Source organism: Klebsiella sp. R445 (assembly GCF_051131755.1).
Classification (GTDB): Bacteria; Pseudomonadota; Gammaproteobacteria; order Enterobacterales; family Enterobacteriaceae; genus Klebsiella; species Klebsiella lignicola.
Genome location: NZ_CP180446.1, coordinates 3,237,357 through 3,253,832, shown reverse-complemented (window position 1 = coordinate 3,253,832; position 16,476 = coordinate 3,237,357). Strand labels below are relative to the sequence as shown.

At 58.5% G+C, this 16,476-nt stretch carries 16 protein-coding genes; 9 read left to right on the top strand and 7 right to left on the bottom strand.

All coding sequences use genetic code 11. From position 1 onward, the window contains the following. The first annotated feature begins 50 nt into the window (after positions 1-50). The 4 genes from murQ to ACMYSN_RS15185 all read left to right on the top strand — a co-directional run bounded on the left by murQ (position 51) and on the right by ACMYSN_RS15185 (position 3,924). A complete protein-coding gene (gene murQ / locus ACMYSN_RS15200; RefSeq protein WP_462498267.1) occupies positions 51-953 on the top strand; it encodes an N-acetylmuramic acid 6-phosphate etherase in 903 nt (300 codons plus the stop codon). Positions 954-977: 24 nt separating this feature from the next. After that, complete coding sequence (murP, locus tag ACMYSN_RS15195) at positions 978-2,411, top strand: PTS N-acetylmuramic acid transporter subunit IIBC (RefSeq protein WP_462495355.1); 1,434 nt, start codon at positions 978-980, stop codon at positions 2,409-2,411. A gap of 217 nt (positions 2,412-2,628) precedes the next feature. Next, entirely contained in the window at positions 2,629-3,531 is a 903-nt protein-coding gene (locus tag ACMYSN_RS15190) for an EamA family transporter (protein WP_434582460.1), read from the top strand. Between the two features lie 102 nt (positions 3,532-3,633). Continuing rightward, positions 3,634-3,924, top strand: coding sequence for a YicS family protein (locus ACMYSN_RS15185; RefSeq protein WP_123757054.1), 291 nt, complete (start codon positions 3,634-3,636; stop codon positions 3,922-3,924). On the opposite strand, the gene ACMYSN_RS15180 is transcribed toward ACMYSN_RS15185, so the two are convergent. From ACMYSN_RS15180 to galB, 4 genes are read right to left on the bottom strand one after another with little or no spacing between them, the layout of a single operon-like run. After that, positions 3,925-4,791 (bottom strand): DUF1932 domain-containing protein, encoded by an 867-nt coding sequence (locus ACMYSN_RS15180; RefSeq protein ID WP_462495354.1) that lies wholly within the window; start codon positions 4,789-4,791, stop codon positions 3,925-3,927. It lies immediately after the preceding gene. A gap of 2 nt (positions 4,792-4,793) precedes the next feature. Then, positions 4,794-5,879 carry a 2-methylaconitate cis-trans isomerase PrpF family protein gene (locus ACMYSN_RS15175; RefSeq protein ID WP_462495353.1) on the bottom strand — a complete coding sequence of 362 codons (1,086 nt, stop codon included), beginning with the start codon at positions 5,877-5,879 and terminating at the stop codon, positions 4,794-4,796. Between the two features lies 1 nt (position 5,880). Continuing rightward, positions 5,881-6,594 (bottom strand): 4-carboxy-4-hydroxy-2-oxoadipate aldolase/oxaloacetate decarboxylase, encoded by a 714-nt coding sequence (locus ACMYSN_RS15170; protein WP_154144359.1) that lies wholly within the window; start codon positions 6,592-6,594, stop codon positions 5,881-5,883. After that, complete coding sequence (galB, locus tag ACMYSN_RS15165; RefSeq protein WP_434582455.1) at positions 6,591-7,331, bottom strand: 4-oxalmesaconate hydratase; 741 nt, start codon at positions 7,329-7,331, stop codon at positions 6,591-6,593. The genes ACMYSN_RS15170 and galB overlap by 4 nt, the downstream gene beginning before the upstream one ends. Before the next feature lie 127 nt (positions 7,332-7,458). On the opposite strand from galB, the gene ACMYSN_RS15160 reads away from it, so the two are divergent. Further along, complete coding sequence (locus ACMYSN_RS15160) at positions 7,459-8,685, top strand: LysR family transcriptional regulator (protein WP_462495352.1); 1,227 nt, start codon at positions 7,459-7,461, stop codon at positions 8,683-8,685. Here ACMYSN_RS15160 and ACMYSN_RS15155 read toward each other — a convergent pair. From ACMYSN_RS15155 to ACMYSN_RS15145, 3 genes are all read right to left on the bottom strand, one after another. Further along, positions 8,682-9,944: a gallate dioxygenase gene (locus tag ACMYSN_RS15155; RefSeq protein ID WP_462495351.1), complete on the bottom strand. Its 1,263-nt coding sequence runs from the start codon at positions 9,942-9,944 to the stop codon at positions 8,682-8,684. The genes ACMYSN_RS15160 and ACMYSN_RS15155 overlap by 4 nt on opposite strands. 13 nt (positions 9,945-9,957) lie before the next feature. Continuing rightward, positions 9,958-11,328, bottom strand: coding sequence for an MFS transporter (locus tag ACMYSN_RS15150; RefSeq protein ID WP_462495350.1), 1,371 nt, complete (start codon positions 11,326-11,328; stop codon positions 9,958-9,960). 232 nt (positions 11,329-11,560) lie between these two features. Continuing rightward, positions 11,561-12,502: a LacI family DNA-binding transcriptional regulator gene (locus ACMYSN_RS15145; protein WP_462498266.1), complete on the bottom strand. Its 942-nt coding sequence runs from the start codon at positions 12,500-12,502 to the stop codon at positions 11,561-11,563. 293 nt (positions 12,503-12,795) lie between these two features. Here ACMYSN_RS15145 and ACMYSN_RS15140 point away from each other — a divergent pair, with 293 nt between their 5' ends. The 4 genes from ACMYSN_RS15140 to ACMYSN_RS15125 all read left to right on the top strand — a co-directional run bounded on the left by ACMYSN_RS15140 (position 12,796) and on the right by ACMYSN_RS15125 (position 16,418). Beyond that, on the top strand, positions 12,796-13,110 hold the full coding sequence (locus ACMYSN_RS15140; protein WP_123757045.1) for a PTS sugar transporter subunit IIB: 315 nt from the start codon (positions 12,796-12,798) through the stop codon (positions 13,108-13,110). An 11-nt stretch (positions 13,111-13,121) separates the two neighbouring features. Continuing rightward, the gene (locus tag ACMYSN_RS15135; RefSeq protein WP_434582448.1) at positions 13,122-14,447 is read left to right on the top strand and encodes a PTS sugar transporter subunit IIC; all 1,326 of its coding nucleotides are present in this window, start codon (positions 13,122-13,124) and stop codon (positions 14,445-14,447) included. Between the two features lie 132 nt (positions 14,448-14,579). Further along, complete coding sequence (locus ACMYSN_RS15130) at positions 14,580-14,882, top strand: PTS lactose/cellobiose transporter subunit IIA (protein WP_434582447.1); 303 nt, start codon at positions 14,580-14,582, stop codon at positions 14,880-14,882. Positions 14,883-15,038: 156 nt separating this feature from the next. Continuing rightward, positions 15,039-16,418 (top strand): carbohydrate porin, encoded by a 1,380-nt coding sequence (locus tag ACMYSN_RS15125; RefSeq protein WP_462495349.1) that lies wholly within the window; start codon positions 15,039-15,041, stop codon positions 16,416-16,418. The last annotated feature ends 58 nt before the right edge of the window (positions 16,419-16,476 follow it).

Genomic DNA, 16,476 nt, shown 5'->3' with positions numbered 1-16,476 from the left:
ATAATTAATTCCTTAGAATCTATCTCAACTGTGACTGATGAGGTTTTATGATGAGTATCGACCTGAGCGCATTGCTGACCGAGCGCCGTAATGCCAATAGCGCCAATATAGACACCCTGTCCACCGTCGACATGCTGACGGTAATCAACCAGGAGGACCAGCAGGTAGCCCAGGCGATCGCCCCCTATTTGCCGCAGATTGCCCAGGTGGTGGATAAAGTCGCTGCCGCCATCCAGGACGGCGGGCGCCTGATCTACATCGGGGCCGGCACCTCCGGTCGCCTCGGGATCCTTGATGCCAGCGAATGCCCGCCGACGTTCGGCACCCGCCCGGAGCAGGTGGTGGGGATCATCGCCGGCGGTCATAAAGCGATTCTCAGCGCCGTCGAAAACGTCGAAGACAACAAAGCGCAGGGCGCGCAGGATCTGCAAAACCTGAACTTCAGCAACCGCGACGTGCTGGTTGGCCTGGCAGCCAGCGGGCGTACCCCTTATGTGATTGGCGCGATGGAATATGCCCACAGCCAGAACGCTTTTGTCGCCATCGTCAGCTGCAACCCGCATGGCGAAATGGCGCGCCTGGCCGATGTCGCCATCACCCCGGTCGTTGGCCCGGAAGTGGTCACCGGATCTACCCGCCTGAAAGCCGGCACCGCCCAGAAGCTGGTGCTGAACATGATCTCCACCGGCGCGATGATCCGCGTGGGTAAGGTCTACAGCAACCTGATGGTTGACGTCGAAGCGACCAATGCCAAGCTTATCGAACGCCAGGTTTCCATCGTGATGGAAGCGACCGACTGCGATCGCGCCACCGCGCTTGCCGCGCTGGACGCCTGCGATCGCCACTGTAAAACGGCCATTGTGATGGTGCTGGCGAATCTTAGCGCCGCAGAGGCGCAATCGCTGCTGAGCAAAAATAACGGCTATATCCGCCAGGCGCTGAGCAATACCTAAGCGCCGACAACCAGGTAACGTGCAATGGCAAAAATAAATAAAGAGATGATAGCGCAGATCCTTACCCATGTTGGCGGAGCCGGAAACGTCGCCCAGGCGGGGAACTGCATGACCCGCCTGCGCTTAACTTTACGTGATGAGCAGCTCGCCGATAGCGCCGCCATCCGCCAGATTGAAGGCGTGATGGGCGTTATCGTCAGCGACGAGCAGTTCCAGGTGGTGCTCGGCCCCGGCAAAGCGCAAACCGCCGCAGAGATGATGAACGGATTGCTGGAGGACGCCCCCGCGGACGCACCTTCTCTGGCGGATGTCGCGGCGGAGAAAAAACAGGCGCTGAAGAGCAAGCAAACCAGCAGCGTGCAGAAGTTTCTCGCCAAATTCGCCACCATTTTTACCCCGCTGATCCCCGGCTTTATCGCGGTTGGCCTGCTGCTCGGCTTCGCGACGCTGGCGGAGCAGATGTTCGTGCTGGAAAACGCCCATCCCAGCGCCTCGCTGGTGGCGCTGATCGGCTACATGAAAGTATTCAGCAAGGGGATGTTCACCTTCCTGAGCATCCTGATTGGCTATAACGCCCAGAAGGCATTCGGTGGTTCCGGGGTCAACGGCGCGATCATCGCCTCGTTGTTCGTCCTCGGCTACAACCCCGAAGCCACCAGCGGATTTTATGCCGGGATCACCACCTTCTTTGGCCACGGCATTGACCCGCGCGGCAATATTATCGGCGTGCTGATTGCCTCAATTCTCGGCGCGTGGGTGGAAAAGCAGGTGCGTCGGATCATGCCGGCCAACCTCGATATGATCCTCACCTCGGCGGTGACGCTGCTGATTATGGGCGCGGTGACCTTTACCGTGATCATGCCGATTGGCGGCTGGCTGTTTACCGGGATGTCCTGGTTGTTCCTGCATCTCAACGGCAACCCGTTCGGCTCCGCCGTGCTGGCCGGTCTGTTCCTGCTGGCGGTGATGTTCGGCGTACACCAGGGCTTCGTGCCGGTCTACTTTGCGCTGGTCGATGCCCAGGGCTTTAACTCGCTGTTCCCGATCCTGGCGATGGCGGGAGCCGGGCAGGTCGGCGCGGCGCTGGCGCTGTACTGGCGGGCAAAGCACGGTTCGCTGCTGCGTACGCAGATTAAAGGGGCGATTATTCCCGGCTTCCTCGGCATTGGCGAACCGCTGATTTACGGTGTGACCCTGCCGCGCATGAAGCCGTTTATTACCGCTTGTATCGGCGGTGCCTGCGGCGGCTTCTTCCTCGGGCTGGTGGCCTGGCTGGGCCTGCCGGTAGGTCTGAACACGGTGTTCGGGCCGTCTGGCCTGGTGGCGCTGCCGCTGATGACCTCCGCCAGCGGGATCTATGCCGGCATGGCGGTTTATGCCGCGGGGCTCGCGGTGGCCTATCTGTGTGGCTTCGTCTGCACCTGGCTGTTCGGCAGCAAAAACGTTGATTTGAGCTAGGACGCGGACCAGGCACATAAAGGTGTACATTATTTAACCCGCCACATGCGTAATATGGCGTAATGCTGGTCACTTAAGGTGGCCAGCATTTTTTATGGTTTACCGCATACCTTGCTTTTCACCAACACACCAGTGACCCGACTACCATTTCCTGCCCGTTGCTCCTCGCTGGCTCATGCTATGATGCCCGCTTTGCGCTATTTCACTTGAGGAAAAGATGGGCTCCAGCAAAAAAGGGATGCTGAACGTACTGATAGCCGCCGTGCTATGGGGTAGCTCCGGCGTGTGTGCACAGTACATTATGCAGCAAAGCCAGATGTCATCGCCGTTTCTGACCATGACGCGCCTGCTGTTTGCTGGCCTGATTCTGTTGATGCTCGCCTTCGTTCATGGCGATAAAATTTTCCGCGTCCTGCAAAACCGTAAAGATGCGCTGAGCCTGCTGATCTTCTCGCTGTTCGGCGCGCTGACCGTGCAGTACACCTTCCTGATGACCATCGAGAAATCGAATGCCGCGACCGCAACGGTGCTGCAGTTCCTGTCGCCAACCATCATCGTCGCCTGGTTCGCGCTGGCGCGCAAAACCCGCCCTCGCCCGCTGGTGCTGGCGGCGATCGGCACGTCGCTGGCCGGGACGTTCCTGCTGGTGACCCACGGCAATCCAACCACACTGTCTATTTCACCCTCAGCGCTACTCTGGGGTGTCGCTTCGGCCTTTGCCGCCGCGTTTTACACCACCTATCCCTCGACGCTTATCGCCCGGTACGGCACGCTGCCGATCGTCGGCTGGAGTATGCTGCTGGGCGGCGCCATGCTGCTGCCGTTCTACGGCGGTCAGGGCAGCAACTTTGTGGTCAACGGCCGCCTGCTGCTGGCCTTTTTCTATCTGGTGGTGATCGGCACCTCGCTGACCTTCAGCCTCTATTTAAACGGCGCGCAGATGATTGGCGGCGCGAAGGCGGGGATCCTCAGCTGTGCGGAACCGCTGAGCAGCGCCCTGCTATCCCTGCTGCTGCTGGGTATTACCTTCACGCTACCGGACTGGCTAGGCACGCTGCTGATTCTCTCGTCGGTGGTGCTGATTGCCGTGGATTCACGGCGTAAAGTGCGGGTAACATAGAAAGCAATCAACTGATTTTAAACAACTTAATCTCAGCGCCATTTGCGTGTTTCGCCGCCTGAGCATATAGTTGACTGAAGCTACTAGTTAAGGAGAAACGCCATGAAAGCGTGTTGGATACTGTGTCTGGTTACCACCCTCAGCGCGACGGCGGCCTGGGCCGAATCACCGCTGAAAAGCCTGCAGTTTGAGCAACAAAAGCAGCTGGTGTTAAAGGCGGTGAAGGAAAAATGCGCCCCGCAGACCACCATCAGCGATACCGATTTTGCCAATAAAATCCTCGCCACTCCGGCCAATCAGGAATATGTACGCGAAGCGACGCTGGCAAAAGAGCGCAACAACCAGAAGGGCTACCAGGCAGCCATCGATAAAATCAGCTGCCCGGCGAAGTAATCACTTCAGCTGAGCCGCCAGCGCTTTCCAGTCGAACGGCGTCAGTTGCCCGTAGGTCAGGCCGCTCGCGGCCATACTCTGCGGCAGCTGGCGCTGAGTATGCGCCGTGGCCTGGCTCATCAGCCCCGCGCCGCCCGCATCGCGCAGCGTTTTCACCACCTCTTCCATCTCTTCGCTACGGCGAATGCCGTGTTCGGCCACCCGGCTGATGAGATACCCCGCAAAGGCGCCATCCCAGCCCAGCGACGGGAAGCTGGCATGCAAAGACGCCAGCACCTCCTCTTCGACGCCGTATTCCCGGGCGGCAAACAGGCATTCGGTAGTCAGCGCTTCCAGCCCCTTAATCATCACGCTGCGGCACATTTTTATCGCCGATACGCCGCCGATCTCATCGCCGCCGGCACGGGCGTTCAGCCCTAAAACATTTAGCGTTTGCGTGATGGATTGCGCCTGCGGACCGCCGATCAACAGCGGGGTTTTCAGCCGTGCCGGCGGCACCGGCGCCATTACCGCCACATCGACATAGCCCCCCGCCCGGAACGCCTTCGCTGCCTGGCGTTTGGTGTCCGGAGCCACCGAATTGAGGTCGAGAAAATAGCTCCCCTCGCCGATCGTGGCCGCCGCCGAGCGCGCCACTTCCAGCGCGGAACCCGCCGTGACGGTGGAGAAGATCAGCGCTGCCCCTTCCAGCGCCTGCGCCAGCGAACCCGCCGCTAGCACGCCAGCCTGGCGCGCGCGCTCCCGCATCGCGCCGCCTTCCGGGCCGTTGAGTTTACAATCCCAGATAGTGACGTCATTGCTGCTCGCTAAATCACACGCCAGAATGCCGCCCGCCTCGCCAAAACCAATAAACGTGATTGCCGTCATCCTTACTCCTCCAGTGGCCAGACGCGGGCCGGAATAGACACTTCGCCGGAAAACAACAGCCGGGCCGTACGCAGCAGGCCGCAGCCCACCAGTTCGCCCTGCTGGTTGCGCTGCAATGCCACGCTGAACTCGCCGCTCGGATGCTCCACGCTGACCACCGGCTGCTCACCGTCAACGCCCCGTGCCAGCCCTTCGGCGACGGTGCCGGGGATCAGGCAGGCGCTGGCAACGCTCACCGCGCCAAAGACGCCAATGGAGGCATGGCAGCGATGCGGGATAAACGTCCGGCTGGACACGGCGCCGCCGTCGCGCGGGGCGGCGATCAGGGTCATTTTCGGCACCGTTCGCCGGGTCACATCCCCCAGATTCATTCGCGGACCGAGCTGCAAACGTATCGACTCCAGCCGTTGCTTCAGTTCCTCGTCGCTATCGAGCTGCTCGCGGGTTTCGTAGCCGCTGCGCCCAAGGTCGCTGGCGCGGACGATCACCACCGGCATCCCGTTATCGATGCAGGTCACGTCGATCCCGTCCACGCGGTCGGTCGCCTGGCCCGTGGGCAACAATGCCCCGCAGCTGGACCCTGCCACATCAAGAAAATTCAGGACTATTTTGCTGGCATGGCCCGGCACGCCGTCAATTCGCGTCTCGCCTTCATAGTTCACGCCATCGTCGTCGCATGGGATCCCAGCGATCGCCAGCTGGCTGGTGTTCTCCATGAAGATCCGCACCTGGGTCAGCGGCGCCGTGTGCGCCACCAGCCCGCGCTCGATGGCAAACGGGCCAACGGCGGCGAGAATGTTGCCGCAGTTCTGTCCGTAATCCACCACCGCGCGATCGACATTCACCTGAGCAAACAGATAATCGACATCCGCATCGGCGCGGGTGGAGCGGCGGATTATCGCCACTTTGCTGGTTAACGGATCGGCCCCGCCAATACCGTCAATCTGCCGGGCATCCGGCGAACCCATCACCGCCAGCAGCACCGCATCTCGCTGCGCCGCGTCCGCAGGCAGGTCCTCGGCCAGAAAGCAGGCCGCTTTCGAGGTGCCGCCGCGCATCAACAGACAGGGTATTTTGCGTTGTGCCATCTTAGCCCTCTACATCATCCGCGTTGTCGTAGTAGCGCAGCCCTTTCTCCGCCAGGCGCGGGCGCATGGCGTAAATATCCAGCCCCAGTTCGCCGTTTCGCATCCGATCGCGCTTCGCCACTTCATTAGCCATGCGGGTTTCCGCTTTTCCCAGCACCGTGCGGGCCTGCCCATGCGGCACCACCACTACGCCATCGTCGTCAGCCACCACCACATCGCCTGGCTGAACCAGCTGGCCGGCGCAGATCAGCGGGATGTTGACCGAGCCCAGCGTCTCCTTCACCGTCCCCTGGGCATAAACGTGGCGCGACCACACGGCAAAGCCCATTTCACGTAAGGTGTGCGAATCGCGAATACCGATATCCCCCACCAGGCCCACCACGCCACGCGACTGCAGCGAGGTGGCCAGCAGGTCGCCAAAGAACCCGTCGCCGCAGGGCGAGGTTGGCGCCACCACCAGGATATCGCCGGGTCGGCACTGCTCGACCGCCACGTGGAACATCCAGTTATCCCCCGGCGTGACCAGTACCGTCACCGCGTTGCCGGCGCGGCTGATACCCTGCTGGATCGGCCGGATGTCCGGGGCCATCAGCCCCTGTCGGTCATACGCTTCGTGGATCGTCGCCACACCGGCGGCGGCGAACTGGCTCAGCGTTGCCGCGTCATGGCGTGGCAGATGGCGGATGACAATGCCTTTTTTATTCAACAGGTTCATGACAGATTCTCCGTCACCCGCGGGAAGATGCTGTGGAACGCTTCGCCGTGGACGATATCGCGGGCTGCGGTGATGCCGATATTGCGTTTCGCCTGTACCCCACGCTGCAACGCCACCCGGGTGTAGTACTCCCAGAGGTGTTCCTGGCCCTGCATGCACTGAATCGCCTGGTATTTTTGTTCCCACACGCTGGTGATATCCAGCAGCACGTCCGGCTTCCAGTTGCACTGCTCCGGCTGGTGCGGTTCAAAGCAGTACACCGGCGGCGCGGCGACAATCGTTTCCCCCGGTCGATACCCTTCCGCCTGGGCGATGATGCGCGCTTCCTGAGCCAGGTTGGAGGCCATCGGGTGGTCGTAGTTGTAGGGATCCTGCAGGGAGTGGGTAAGTACAAAGTGCGGCTGTACGCGACGGTACACGTCCGCCAGGCGGAACAGCGTCTCTTTGTCGGCGCGCAGCGGATAATCACCTATATCAAAAAATTCGACGCTGGCGCCGAGAATATCGGCAGCGGCCTGCGCTTCTTCGCGGCGGACCTGCTTCACCGTCGCTTCGGTCATATTGCCTTTACGCCACAGTTTTGCCGATTCGCCGCGCTCGCCGAACGACAGGCAAACAATATGTACCTGATAGCCCTGACGGGCGTGCAGCGCAATCGCACCGCCCGCACGCCAGACAAAATCGGCAGAGTGAGCGCTGACAACCAGGGCACTTTTGGGATGATGCGAATGAGACATGATGGCTTCCTCTGTTGTTTTTTTCAGCTTGTCATGTCGTGGCGAGGGTGGGTAATTCGTTAACTTGCGAAGGCTATGATTTTTATTTATGTTGTCGTTACGCTCACATTCCGGGACCCGGTGAGAAATGCTGAAGAGAAAGTACGATAAGACAATAAATATCATGCAGCTACGCTTCTTCTGCCAGGTGGCACAGCGCGGCAGCGTCTCGCGCGCGGCTGATGACTTATTCCGCACGCAGTCGGCGATCACCCGGGCGATTCGCGATCTGGAAGCGGCGCTGAACGTCACCCTGTTCGAACGCCATTACAGCGGAATGGTGGCGACGGAATATGGCCGCTGCATTCTGCCGCGAGCGCTACGTGCCATCGAAGATCTTCAGGCCATTCCCGCGCTGATGCAAAAGCTCCACGCGCGAAGCACCGCCTCCGGCGCGCTGCCGGATTCCGGCTGGCTGTTCAACACCCGACGGCTGGAGATTTTCCTACAGCTGTACCACGTCAACCATACCCAAACGGTCGCCAGCCAGTTGGGGATCACCCAGCCCGCGGTCAGCGCCGCGCTGAAAATCCTTGAAAAAGGTGCCGGCTCGGCGCTGTTTCGCCGCACCCCGGAAGGGGTACGCCCCACCCCGGCGGCGGACCTGCTCTACCCGCCCATCAGCCGGGCGTTGAACGAACTGGAAAATATCTGGAGCGATCTCGCCGCCCGTCGCGGGGTGCTGGAGGGCAGCGTGCGCATTGGCGCCCTGCCGCTCAGCCGGACCCAGCTGTTGCCCGCGGCGATTAGCGCCTTTCTGGCGCGTTATCCCGGCATTATGGTGATGACCAACGAAAGCCCGTATGAGTCGCTGGTGTCCGACATGCGGGCGGGACATATCGATTTTATTATCGGCGCGCTGCGCCAGGACGAGGATCTGCCGGACCTGCGCTGCGAAGCGCTGTTTGAAGAAGATATGCTTATTTTGCTGCGCAACGGTCACCCGCTGCTGCGCCACCCGGACCCGCAAAGCCAGCTGGCGTCGGCCCAGTGGGTGCTGCCCCGTTCCAATGCCCCGGCGCGACACCTGCTGGAGAAAGCGTTTTTGACCCTGGGATTGCCCCTGCCGCAGCCGACGGTGGAGACCGGCGATGCCGCCATGGTGCGCGGCCTGCTGAGGGACTCGGACATGCTGGCGGCGGTCTCCGCCAGCCAGATGCGTTTTGAAATCGACAACGGCCTGCTCACCGTTCTGCCGGTGTCGCTGCCCGATACCACTCGCCGCATCGGGCTGACCTTCCGCGCCGGGAGCCTGCCTTCACCGGCTACCCAGGCCCTGCTGCAGTTTATCCAGCAGCACGTGGCGCCGGGTTAACGGGTGCCCGCTACCGAATAGGTAACCTGCTGGTTACGCGTTTTCTGGAAATCTTCCAGCGTCTGCCCGCGCATCGCGGCGTAGATATGCAGGTTAGAGATCCCGACCACGGCGCCCATTTTTTCCAGCAGGAAGAAGCTGGCGCCATACTGAATCAGCCCGCGCCAGTCGCGATCGTCGAGCAGCCTCTGCTCTTGTTCGCTCAGCCCCGCTTCGGCATACAGCGCCTGCGGCTGGGTGAGAAAACGGTCGCGCCACGCGGGTTGAATCAGCTGATGCAGGAAACGGTTCAGCCGCAGGCCATTGAGGCTACGCTCCTGGGTAAACGGGTAGGTTCCCGGCAGCGCCTCAACGCCGGCCAGCTGCTGCGCCATATGCTGACGGTGGCGGCTCAGGGTATCTACCGGCGGAGTGCGGGCATTATTTTCCAGGATCAGCGTGGCGATGCCGGTCATCGACGGCAGGTAGTAATCGCGCCAGGTTTCGGTGACGTTCGCCGACAGCGCGCCGCGCATCACCAGCCACATAATGACTTCTGCACCTTCCATGCCGCCGAGGGTGGCAAATTCGCCGAGGGTCATTTCCGTCAGTTTTTCCGGATCATTGACCAGCATATCCACGAACTCTGCGTCCCATTGTGGATTGTTGAAACCGCAGCGTTCGCCGTGCACCTGATGCGACAGGCCGCCGGTGGCGACGATCGCCACGTCGATATCTTCCGGGTAGCTCTCAATCGCCCGACGCAGCGCCTGGCCGAGCTTGTAGCAGCGCCGGGCGCTGGGGATCGGGAATTGCAGGACGCCAATTTGCAACGGGATAACCCGCGTCGGCCAGCCGGTTTCCTGCTGCCACGGCAGCAGCGCCGACAGCGGCGAGAACAGCCCGTGATCGAGTTTTTTATTCATAAAGAATGACATATCAAACTCGTCGGCCATCAGGCTGGCGCCGATATGCCTGGAGAGCGCCGCATCACCTTTTACCGGCGGTAGATCGCGCGGGCCACCGCCCTCGTCGGCCACACCGTATTCGTTATCAATCCCGAGGGTAAACGTCGAGTAGTGATCGAAGAAAAAGGCGGTCACATGGTCATTGAAGATATAGACCAGCGCATCCGGTTTTTTCTCATCAAGCCAGCGTTGCAGCGGCTCAAAGCTCTGGAAGATCGGTGCCCATGCGGCGTCCTGTTGTTTATGATGATCGACAGCAAAGCCGATGGTCGGGGTATGAGAAACGGCGATCCCGCCGAGTATTCTGGCCATGAAGAGACTCCACTTATCGGTTATGCACTGTGCCTGACAGCGCGCTAAGATCGGCCTCTGTTTGCCGAGGCTTCGGGTGGTTCATACGGTGCAGCAAAATCGCGGCCCCCGCCAGACAGGCAGGTAACGCCAGCACCAAAAAGATTGAAGAGTGGCCCGGGACCGCCAGCATAATCACCCCGCCCAGCGTCGAGCTGAGTATCGCCCCGGTACGCCCGATGCCATGCATCCAGCTCACGCCGGTGGCGCGGATTTCAGTCTGGTAATAGGCTGGCGAGTAGGCCTGCAGGCCATTCTGCGCGCCATTAATGCACATGCCGCTGATAAAGATCAGCACCGACAGCGCCGCGGAGCCAAAATCCATCAGCCCCTGCGTCAGCAGGCATACGCAGCCCAGGAAATAGGTTACTGCAATCACCGCTTTAGCTGATGTGCGGTCCATCAGATACCCCACCAGAATGCCGCCCAGCGGGCCGCCAAGCTGGAACAGGCCGGTAATTATCGCCGCCTGCTGCAGCGATAATCCGCCGGAGCGCAAGATGGTCGGCAGCCAGCCATTGAGCAAATAAATCACGAACAGGCCCATAAAGTAGGTCAGCCACAAGGCGACGGTACCGCGGGCGTAGCCGTTGCGAAAGAGCTGCACCACTTTATTGTGCCGCGAGATTTGCGGGGCGTTCAGCTGGAAGCGCGTTTCGCTGCTGAAGCTGCCGCCAAGACGGTTCAGCACCCCGGCAATCTGCCCGGACGGCAGCCGACGGGCCACCATATTCATCGCCGACTCCGGCAGCATTGCTATCATAAACGGCAGAACCACCAGCGGCAGCACGCCGCCGAAAATCAGCGCCGAATGCCAGCTGTAGTGCGACAGCAGCCCGGCGGCAATAAAGCCCCCCAACCCGGAACCGACGTTAAAGCCGCTGTACATCAGGGTGATCATCAGCCCCTTGCGGCGCTCAGGCATATATTCCGCCACCAGGGTGACGCAGTTCGGCATGACCGCCCCCAGCCCCAGTCCGGTCAGAAAACGCATCAGCGCCAGCTGCGACGGGCTTTGCGCCAGCGCCCCGGCAAGGCTGAAGAGGGCGAAAAGCGCCACCGACCACAGCAGGATGCGTTTGCGACCGTAGCGGTCGGAGAGCGGGCCGGCCACCAGCGCGCCGATGGCCACACCAAACATGGCCGCGCCGAGCACCGGGCCCATTTGCGCCCGGCTGATGCCCCAGTCTTCAATCAGAGCCGGGGCGATAAAACCCATCACCGCCGCGTCATAGCCATCAAGCATGATGATGACAAAACACAGCAGCAGGACGTTCCATTGAAAGCGCGAGATCGGTCGGGCATCGATCCACGCCTTCACATCGACAACACGAGAGTGGTTCATAGGGTCACTTCCTTAAGCAGGCGGTACGAATGTTCTGGTGGCTGTTTTTTTTGGATTGAACTTTCGTATTCAACTTAAGGCAGTCCCCGGGCGCTGTCTGGTTCAAAAAACCGGCGTCAGCTATGAGTTCTGTTTATATTGTGAAGTGAACGACAAAAAGAGAGGCATAAAAAAAACCCACAGCCTAACGGCTGTGGGTGGTGATGGGAGATAGTGGTTGTGGCGGGTGATATCAGCGGTTCGGAATGATTAAATCGCCGCGCAGCATACTGCCGCCGAGCATTTGCGTTTTTTCCGTCAGCCAGTTAACGATCCGCGCCGCCATCGCATCCATCGAATACTCAATGGCCGGAATGGTCGGGATGCCGGGAAGCTGTAACGATCCAGCCAGACTAAAGACCATCACTTTCTCCGGCACCGCCCGGTTGAACGCCATCAGCTGCGGCACGACATGCTGCGCCTGCTGCTCATCAGCCACCAGTAAGGCATTGAAATTCAAGGTGGTCGCATTGTTGACCAGCTCCTGAACCGCCACCGACGGCGAGGTGCTATCGAGGAACACCAGGTTGCGATTAAACGGCAGGAAGTTTTTCTCCAGCGCGTGTTTGTAGCCCAGCAGCACCTGCTCGGCAAACCCACCCCCTTCCGGATGGATCAACGCAATCTGCCGACGCCCCTGACTAATCAGATAGTTACAGGCCGTTTCCGCCGCAAACGCGTGGTCAAACTGAATGCTGTTAGCCCCTTCGCTCTCCAGACAGTCAATCAGCGCCACGTCCGGACGGTCGATATTCAGTGGAAAACGCGCGCCAATAATCAGCACATCGTCACATAGCCCGCAGCTCAGCTCTTCCAGCGAGTTCATCACCCCGGCACGGGTATTGGCAAAGCGCAGCAGCAGATGTTTTTGATGCTGGCTCAGCTGCTTTTCCAGGGCATACAGGTAGCTGGTGGTTTGATTAATATTGTCCTGCGCACAGATCACGCCAATGCAGCCAGTGGTCTGGCTCAGCAGCGACTGGGCGATCATATTGGGCCGGTAGTTGAGCTCTTCCGCCGCCTGCAGTACCGCCTGACGACTGGCTTCTTTTACGCCACGCGTACCGCTCAACACGCGAGAGACGGTCGCTTTGGATACTCCAGCTAAACGTGACACATCATTGATTGTAGACATCATTCTCCCCTGACAGGGTCAGTCCGATCCCCGTAAATTCCTGGTCCTGAATCGCTTCAATAATAACCATCGCAGTATATCCGTTTCCATTTTCATTTGGAAACCGATTCTCCATTTCATGGAAAAACATCGCAAAACCGGCCGATTTCTGTGAGCGAAATCCAATTAATTAGCGGCATAAGGAGAAGATCTTGACAGTCATCACAGTTCTGTTTTTTATGAATGGAAACCGGTTTCCGTCTGATATCAAATCATTCACGCAATAACTTTTTACATTTTGAGGATGAGTGTCGATGTACAAGATTATGCTGTGCTGCTCTGCAGGAATGTCCACCAGCTTACTGGTCAGAAAGATGGTGGATGTGGCAAAGGAACGTAACCTGCCGGTGCAGATTGACGCCTATGGCGTTTCCGAATTTGACATGCAGTTTCCGCAATACCAGGTGGTGCTTCTTGGCCCCCAGGTGAAATACATGCTGAAAACCTTGTCTGACAAAGCCGCTTCGCTGAATATTCCGGTCCAGCCAATTAACACCATGGACTACGGCATGCAGCGAGGAGATAACGTTCTGGATTATGCCCTGTCGCTGATTAACCCAGCGCAATAAGAGGTGTTCAAATGAGTTCTCTGTATCAGTCCATGATTGCCGTGATCGAGCAATCTATTACTCCGCTGGCAGGACGCCTTGGGCAGCAGAAATATGTTATCGCGATTCGCGATGGCTTCACTGCCGCATTGCCGTTCATGATCATCGGCTCTTTCATGCTGGTATTTATCTTTCCTCCTTTTTCACCGGACACCACTAACGGTTTTGCCCGCGGCTGGCTCGACTTCTCCCAGCAGTATCGTGAACAGCTGATGCTGCCGTTCAACCTCAGCATGGGGGTGATGACGTTCTTTATCTCCGTCGGAATTGGCGCCAGCCTCGGTCGCCAGTTTCAGCTGGACCCGGTAATGTCCGGCCTGCTGGCGTTTATGGCCTTTTTACTGGTGGCCGCACCGTATGCTGATGGCAAAATCTCTACCCAGTATCTGTCAGGCCAGGGGATCTTCACGGCGTTAATCACCGCGATTTACTCCACCCGCATTTATGCGTGGCTGAAACAGAACAACATTACCATTCGCCTGCCGAAAGAGGTTCCGACCGGCGTGGCCCGCTCTTTTGAAATTCTGATCCCGGTACTGGTGGTAATTGGTACCCTGCATCCGCTGAACCTGTTTATCGAAGCCCAGACCGGCATGATTCTGCCGCAGGCGATTATGCACCTGCTGGAACCGCTGGTTTCTGCTTCTGACTCCCTGCCGGCGATTCTGCTGTCCGTGCTGATGTGCCAGATTTTCTGGTTTGCCGGGATCCACGGCTCGCTGATTGTCACCGGGATTATGAACCCGTTCTGGATGGCGAACCTGTCGGCTAACCAGGCCGCATTGGCTGCCGGTGCTGCTCTGCCGCACGTCTATCTGCAAGGTTTCTGGGACCACTATCTGCTGATTGGCGGCGTAGGTTCAACTTTACCGCTGGCCTTCCTGCTGCTGCGTAGCCGTGTGGCGCACCTGCGGACCATCGGCAAAATGGGCATCGTGCCAAGCTTCTTCAATATTAATGAACCGATTCTGTTCGGCGCCCCGATTATCATGAACCCGATGATGTTTATCCCGTTCGTGTTCGTCCCGATGATCAACGCCATCCTCGCCTATGGCGCCACCCGCCTCGGCTGGCTGTCACAGGTGGTTTCCCTGACGCCGTGGACCACACCGGCACCTATCGGCGCCTCCTGGGCTGCTAACTGGACGCTCAGCCCGGTGGTCATGTGCGTGATTTGCATGGTGATGTCTGCGGTTATCTACCTGCCGTTCCTGCGTGCCTATGAGCGCTCATTGCTGAAAACTGAAGTCGAAAAAGCCAAAAACGTCGTTCCAGTTGCTGAGACGGTTGGTCAGTAATCATGGGGAAATACACCCTCAACTGTATTTCCCGGACCCACTAAATAATAAATCGACAGCACTTTCTGGAATAATGCGAAAAAGGAATTTTCGCTACATTATTTAATATATAGAACAACCTCAGGAATGATTATGATCGAACTAGAAGAAGCGGTAATGGAAATTATCGTGAATGCGGGACAGTCACGCTCATTATGTTTTGAAGCGTTGCATGCGGCCCGGAGCGGTAATATCGACGAAGCCAAATTACTCCTTAATGAAGCTGATGGTTATGCCCGTCGCGCACACCAGATGCAGACCCAGCTCATCGAGCAGGATGCCGGTGAGGCGCGCCAGCCAATGACCTTAATCATGGTGCATGCGCAGGATCATTTAATGAACTCACTGCTTGCCCGTGAATTTTCAGAAGAGATGATCCACCTGTATCAGCGTTAATTTATTAATAGAACCACCCTGAATAATAAGTCCCTTTATTCTTCAGCGTAGCTGTACCCTAAATAAACCGGATCAGCTTGCCCCGATCATGATATTTCATTCGGAGCGGGATGGTTATTGTCTGAACATCAATAAAATATTAAATGTGAGATAACCATGAAAACAATAAAAAGACTGCCATTAGCCATGGCGGTAGTCGCCGCGCTGTGCCCAGTTTCCGTACTCGCACAAGATTTTTCTCAGGACCAAATCGACGCCATTGTGGCAAAAGCTGTCGATAAAGCGCTGGCTGACCGTCAGGCCAAAATCGATGCCGCCGCCGATAAGAAAGTGGATGTGGTGACCAACCCGCAAACCACCGCCGCCTCCCCGGATATGGCGATTCCGTTCGGCCTCAAATTCAGCGGCTACGCCCGTTACGGCGCGCAGTTCCAGACCGGCGACCAGAAATTTGTCGGCGTGGACGGCTCCTATAACGGCGCCTCGGCGATCGGTCGTCTGGGTAACGAAGGCAACGGCGGCGAATTCCAGATAACCAAAGCCTTTAAGAGCAGCCAGGGCGCGATCTGGGATATCAACGTAATGTTCGACCACTGGAGCGACGAAGTTAACCTGAAAAAGGCCTACGTCGGCGTGACCAACGTGCTGGAATCCAACCCGAACGCCTATATCTGGGCCGGTCGTGACTTCCACCAGCGTCCGCAACAGGGCATCAACGACTACTTCTGGATGAACCACGACGGCCAGGGTGCCGGGGTGAAGAACTTCGATATCGGCGGCGTGCAGTTTGACGTGGCAACGGTCTCGCAGGTGGAATCCTGTAGCCCGGAAGTGATGGCCGATGAATCGAACCCATCGCGCATCACCTGTACCGGCGGCTCCGGCACCGGTGACGACGGCCACTATGCGCTGACCTCGAAAATTCACAACATGAAAGCCGGCCCGATCGATGTTGAGGTGTACGCCAACTACGGCTTCGACTCGAAAGCGGTGGATGGTGATGAGCGCCTCGATGCCTGGCAGGGCGGCCTGGTGCTGAGCCATACCAACGACAGCGGCATCAACAAGGTTATCCTGCGCTACTCCGATAATTCGGATAACAGCGTGTATAACAAAACCGACGACCTGACGACGGTGTACGCCAGCTTTGAAGGCAGCCATAAGTTCACCCAGCAGGCGCAGGTCGATTACCTGCTGGCATTCCACGATTATGATGACGGCAAAGACAATACCGACAACCGTAAGAACTACGGCGTGATTGTGCGCCCGATGTACTTCTGGAACGAAGTACACTCAACCTGGCTGGAAGCGGGCTACCAGCGTGTTGACTACGATCAGGGCGGGGATAACAAAGGCTGGAAGCTGACGCTGTCGCAGAACATCTCTATCGGCATGGGTCCGGAGTTCCGTCCGATGCTGCGCTTCTACGTTACCGGCGGCCAGGTCGATAACAAACATACCGCGAAAGTGAACAACACCAACGACAACCAGCTGGATTCGCTGAACGTCGGCGGGATGTTCGAAGCCTGGTTCTAAGATCCATTCCCGGGCCGCGGCGTAACGCCGCGCCCGGACACCTTCGGCATAACACTAG

Coding starts and splice junctions, on each gene's coding strand:
- murQ (WP_462498267.1), top strand. CDS start 51: ATGAGTATCGACCTGAGCGCATTGCTGACCGAGCGCCGTAATGCCAAT.
- murP (WP_462495355.1), top strand. CDS start 978: ATGGCAAAAATAAATAAAGAGATGATAGCGCAGATCCTTACCCATGTT.
- ACMYSN_RS15190 (WP_434582460.1), top strand. CDS start 2,629: ATGGGCTCCAGCAAAAAAGGGATGCTGAACGTACTGATAGCCGCCGTG.
- ACMYSN_RS15185 (WP_123757054.1), top strand. CDS start 3,634: ATGAAAGCGTGTTGGATACTGTGTCTGGTTACCACCCTCAGCGCGACG.
- ACMYSN_RS15180 (WP_462495354.1), bottom strand. CDS start 4,791: ATGACGGCAATCACGTTTATTGGTTTTGGCGAGGCGGGCGGCATTCTG.
- ACMYSN_RS15175 (WP_462495353.1), bottom strand. CDS start 5,879: ATGGCACAACGCAAAATACCCTGTCTGTTGATGCGCGGCGGCACCTCG.
- ACMYSN_RS15170 (WP_154144359.1), bottom strand. CDS start 6,594: ATGAACCTGTTGAATAAAAAAGGCATTGTCATCCGCCATCTGCCACGC.
- galB (WP_434582455.1), bottom strand. CDS start 7,331: ATGTCTCATTCGCATCATCCCAAAAGTGCCCTGGTTGTCAGCGCTCAC.
- ACMYSN_RS15160 (WP_462495352.1), top strand. CDS start 7,459: ATGCTGAAGAGAAAGTACGATAAGACAATAAATATCATGCAGCTACGC.
- ACMYSN_RS15155 (WP_462495351.1), bottom strand. CDS start 9,944: ATGGCCAGAATACTCGGCGGGATCGCCGTTTCTCATACCCCGACCATC.
- ACMYSN_RS15150 (WP_462495350.1), bottom strand. CDS start 11,328: ATGAACCACTCTCGTGTTGTCGATGTGAAGGCGTGGATCGATGCCCGA.
- ACMYSN_RS15145 (WP_462498266.1), bottom strand. CDS start 12,502: ATGTCTACAATCAATGATGTGTCACGTTTAGCTGGAGTATCCAAAGCG.
- ACMYSN_RS15140 (WP_123757045.1), top strand. CDS start 12,796: ATGTACAAGATTATGCTGTGCTGCTCTGCAGGAATGTCCACCAGCTTA.
- ACMYSN_RS15135 (WP_434582448.1), top strand. CDS start 13,122: ATGAGTTCTCTGTATCAGTCCATGATTGCCGTGATCGAGCAATCTATT.
- ACMYSN_RS15130 (WP_434582447.1), top strand. CDS start 14,580: ATGATCGAACTAGAAGAAGCGGTAATGGAAATTATCGTGAATGCGGGA.
- ACMYSN_RS15125 (WP_462495349.1), top strand. CDS start 15,039: ATGAAAACAATAAAAAGACTGCCATTAGCCATGGCGGTAGTCGCCGCG.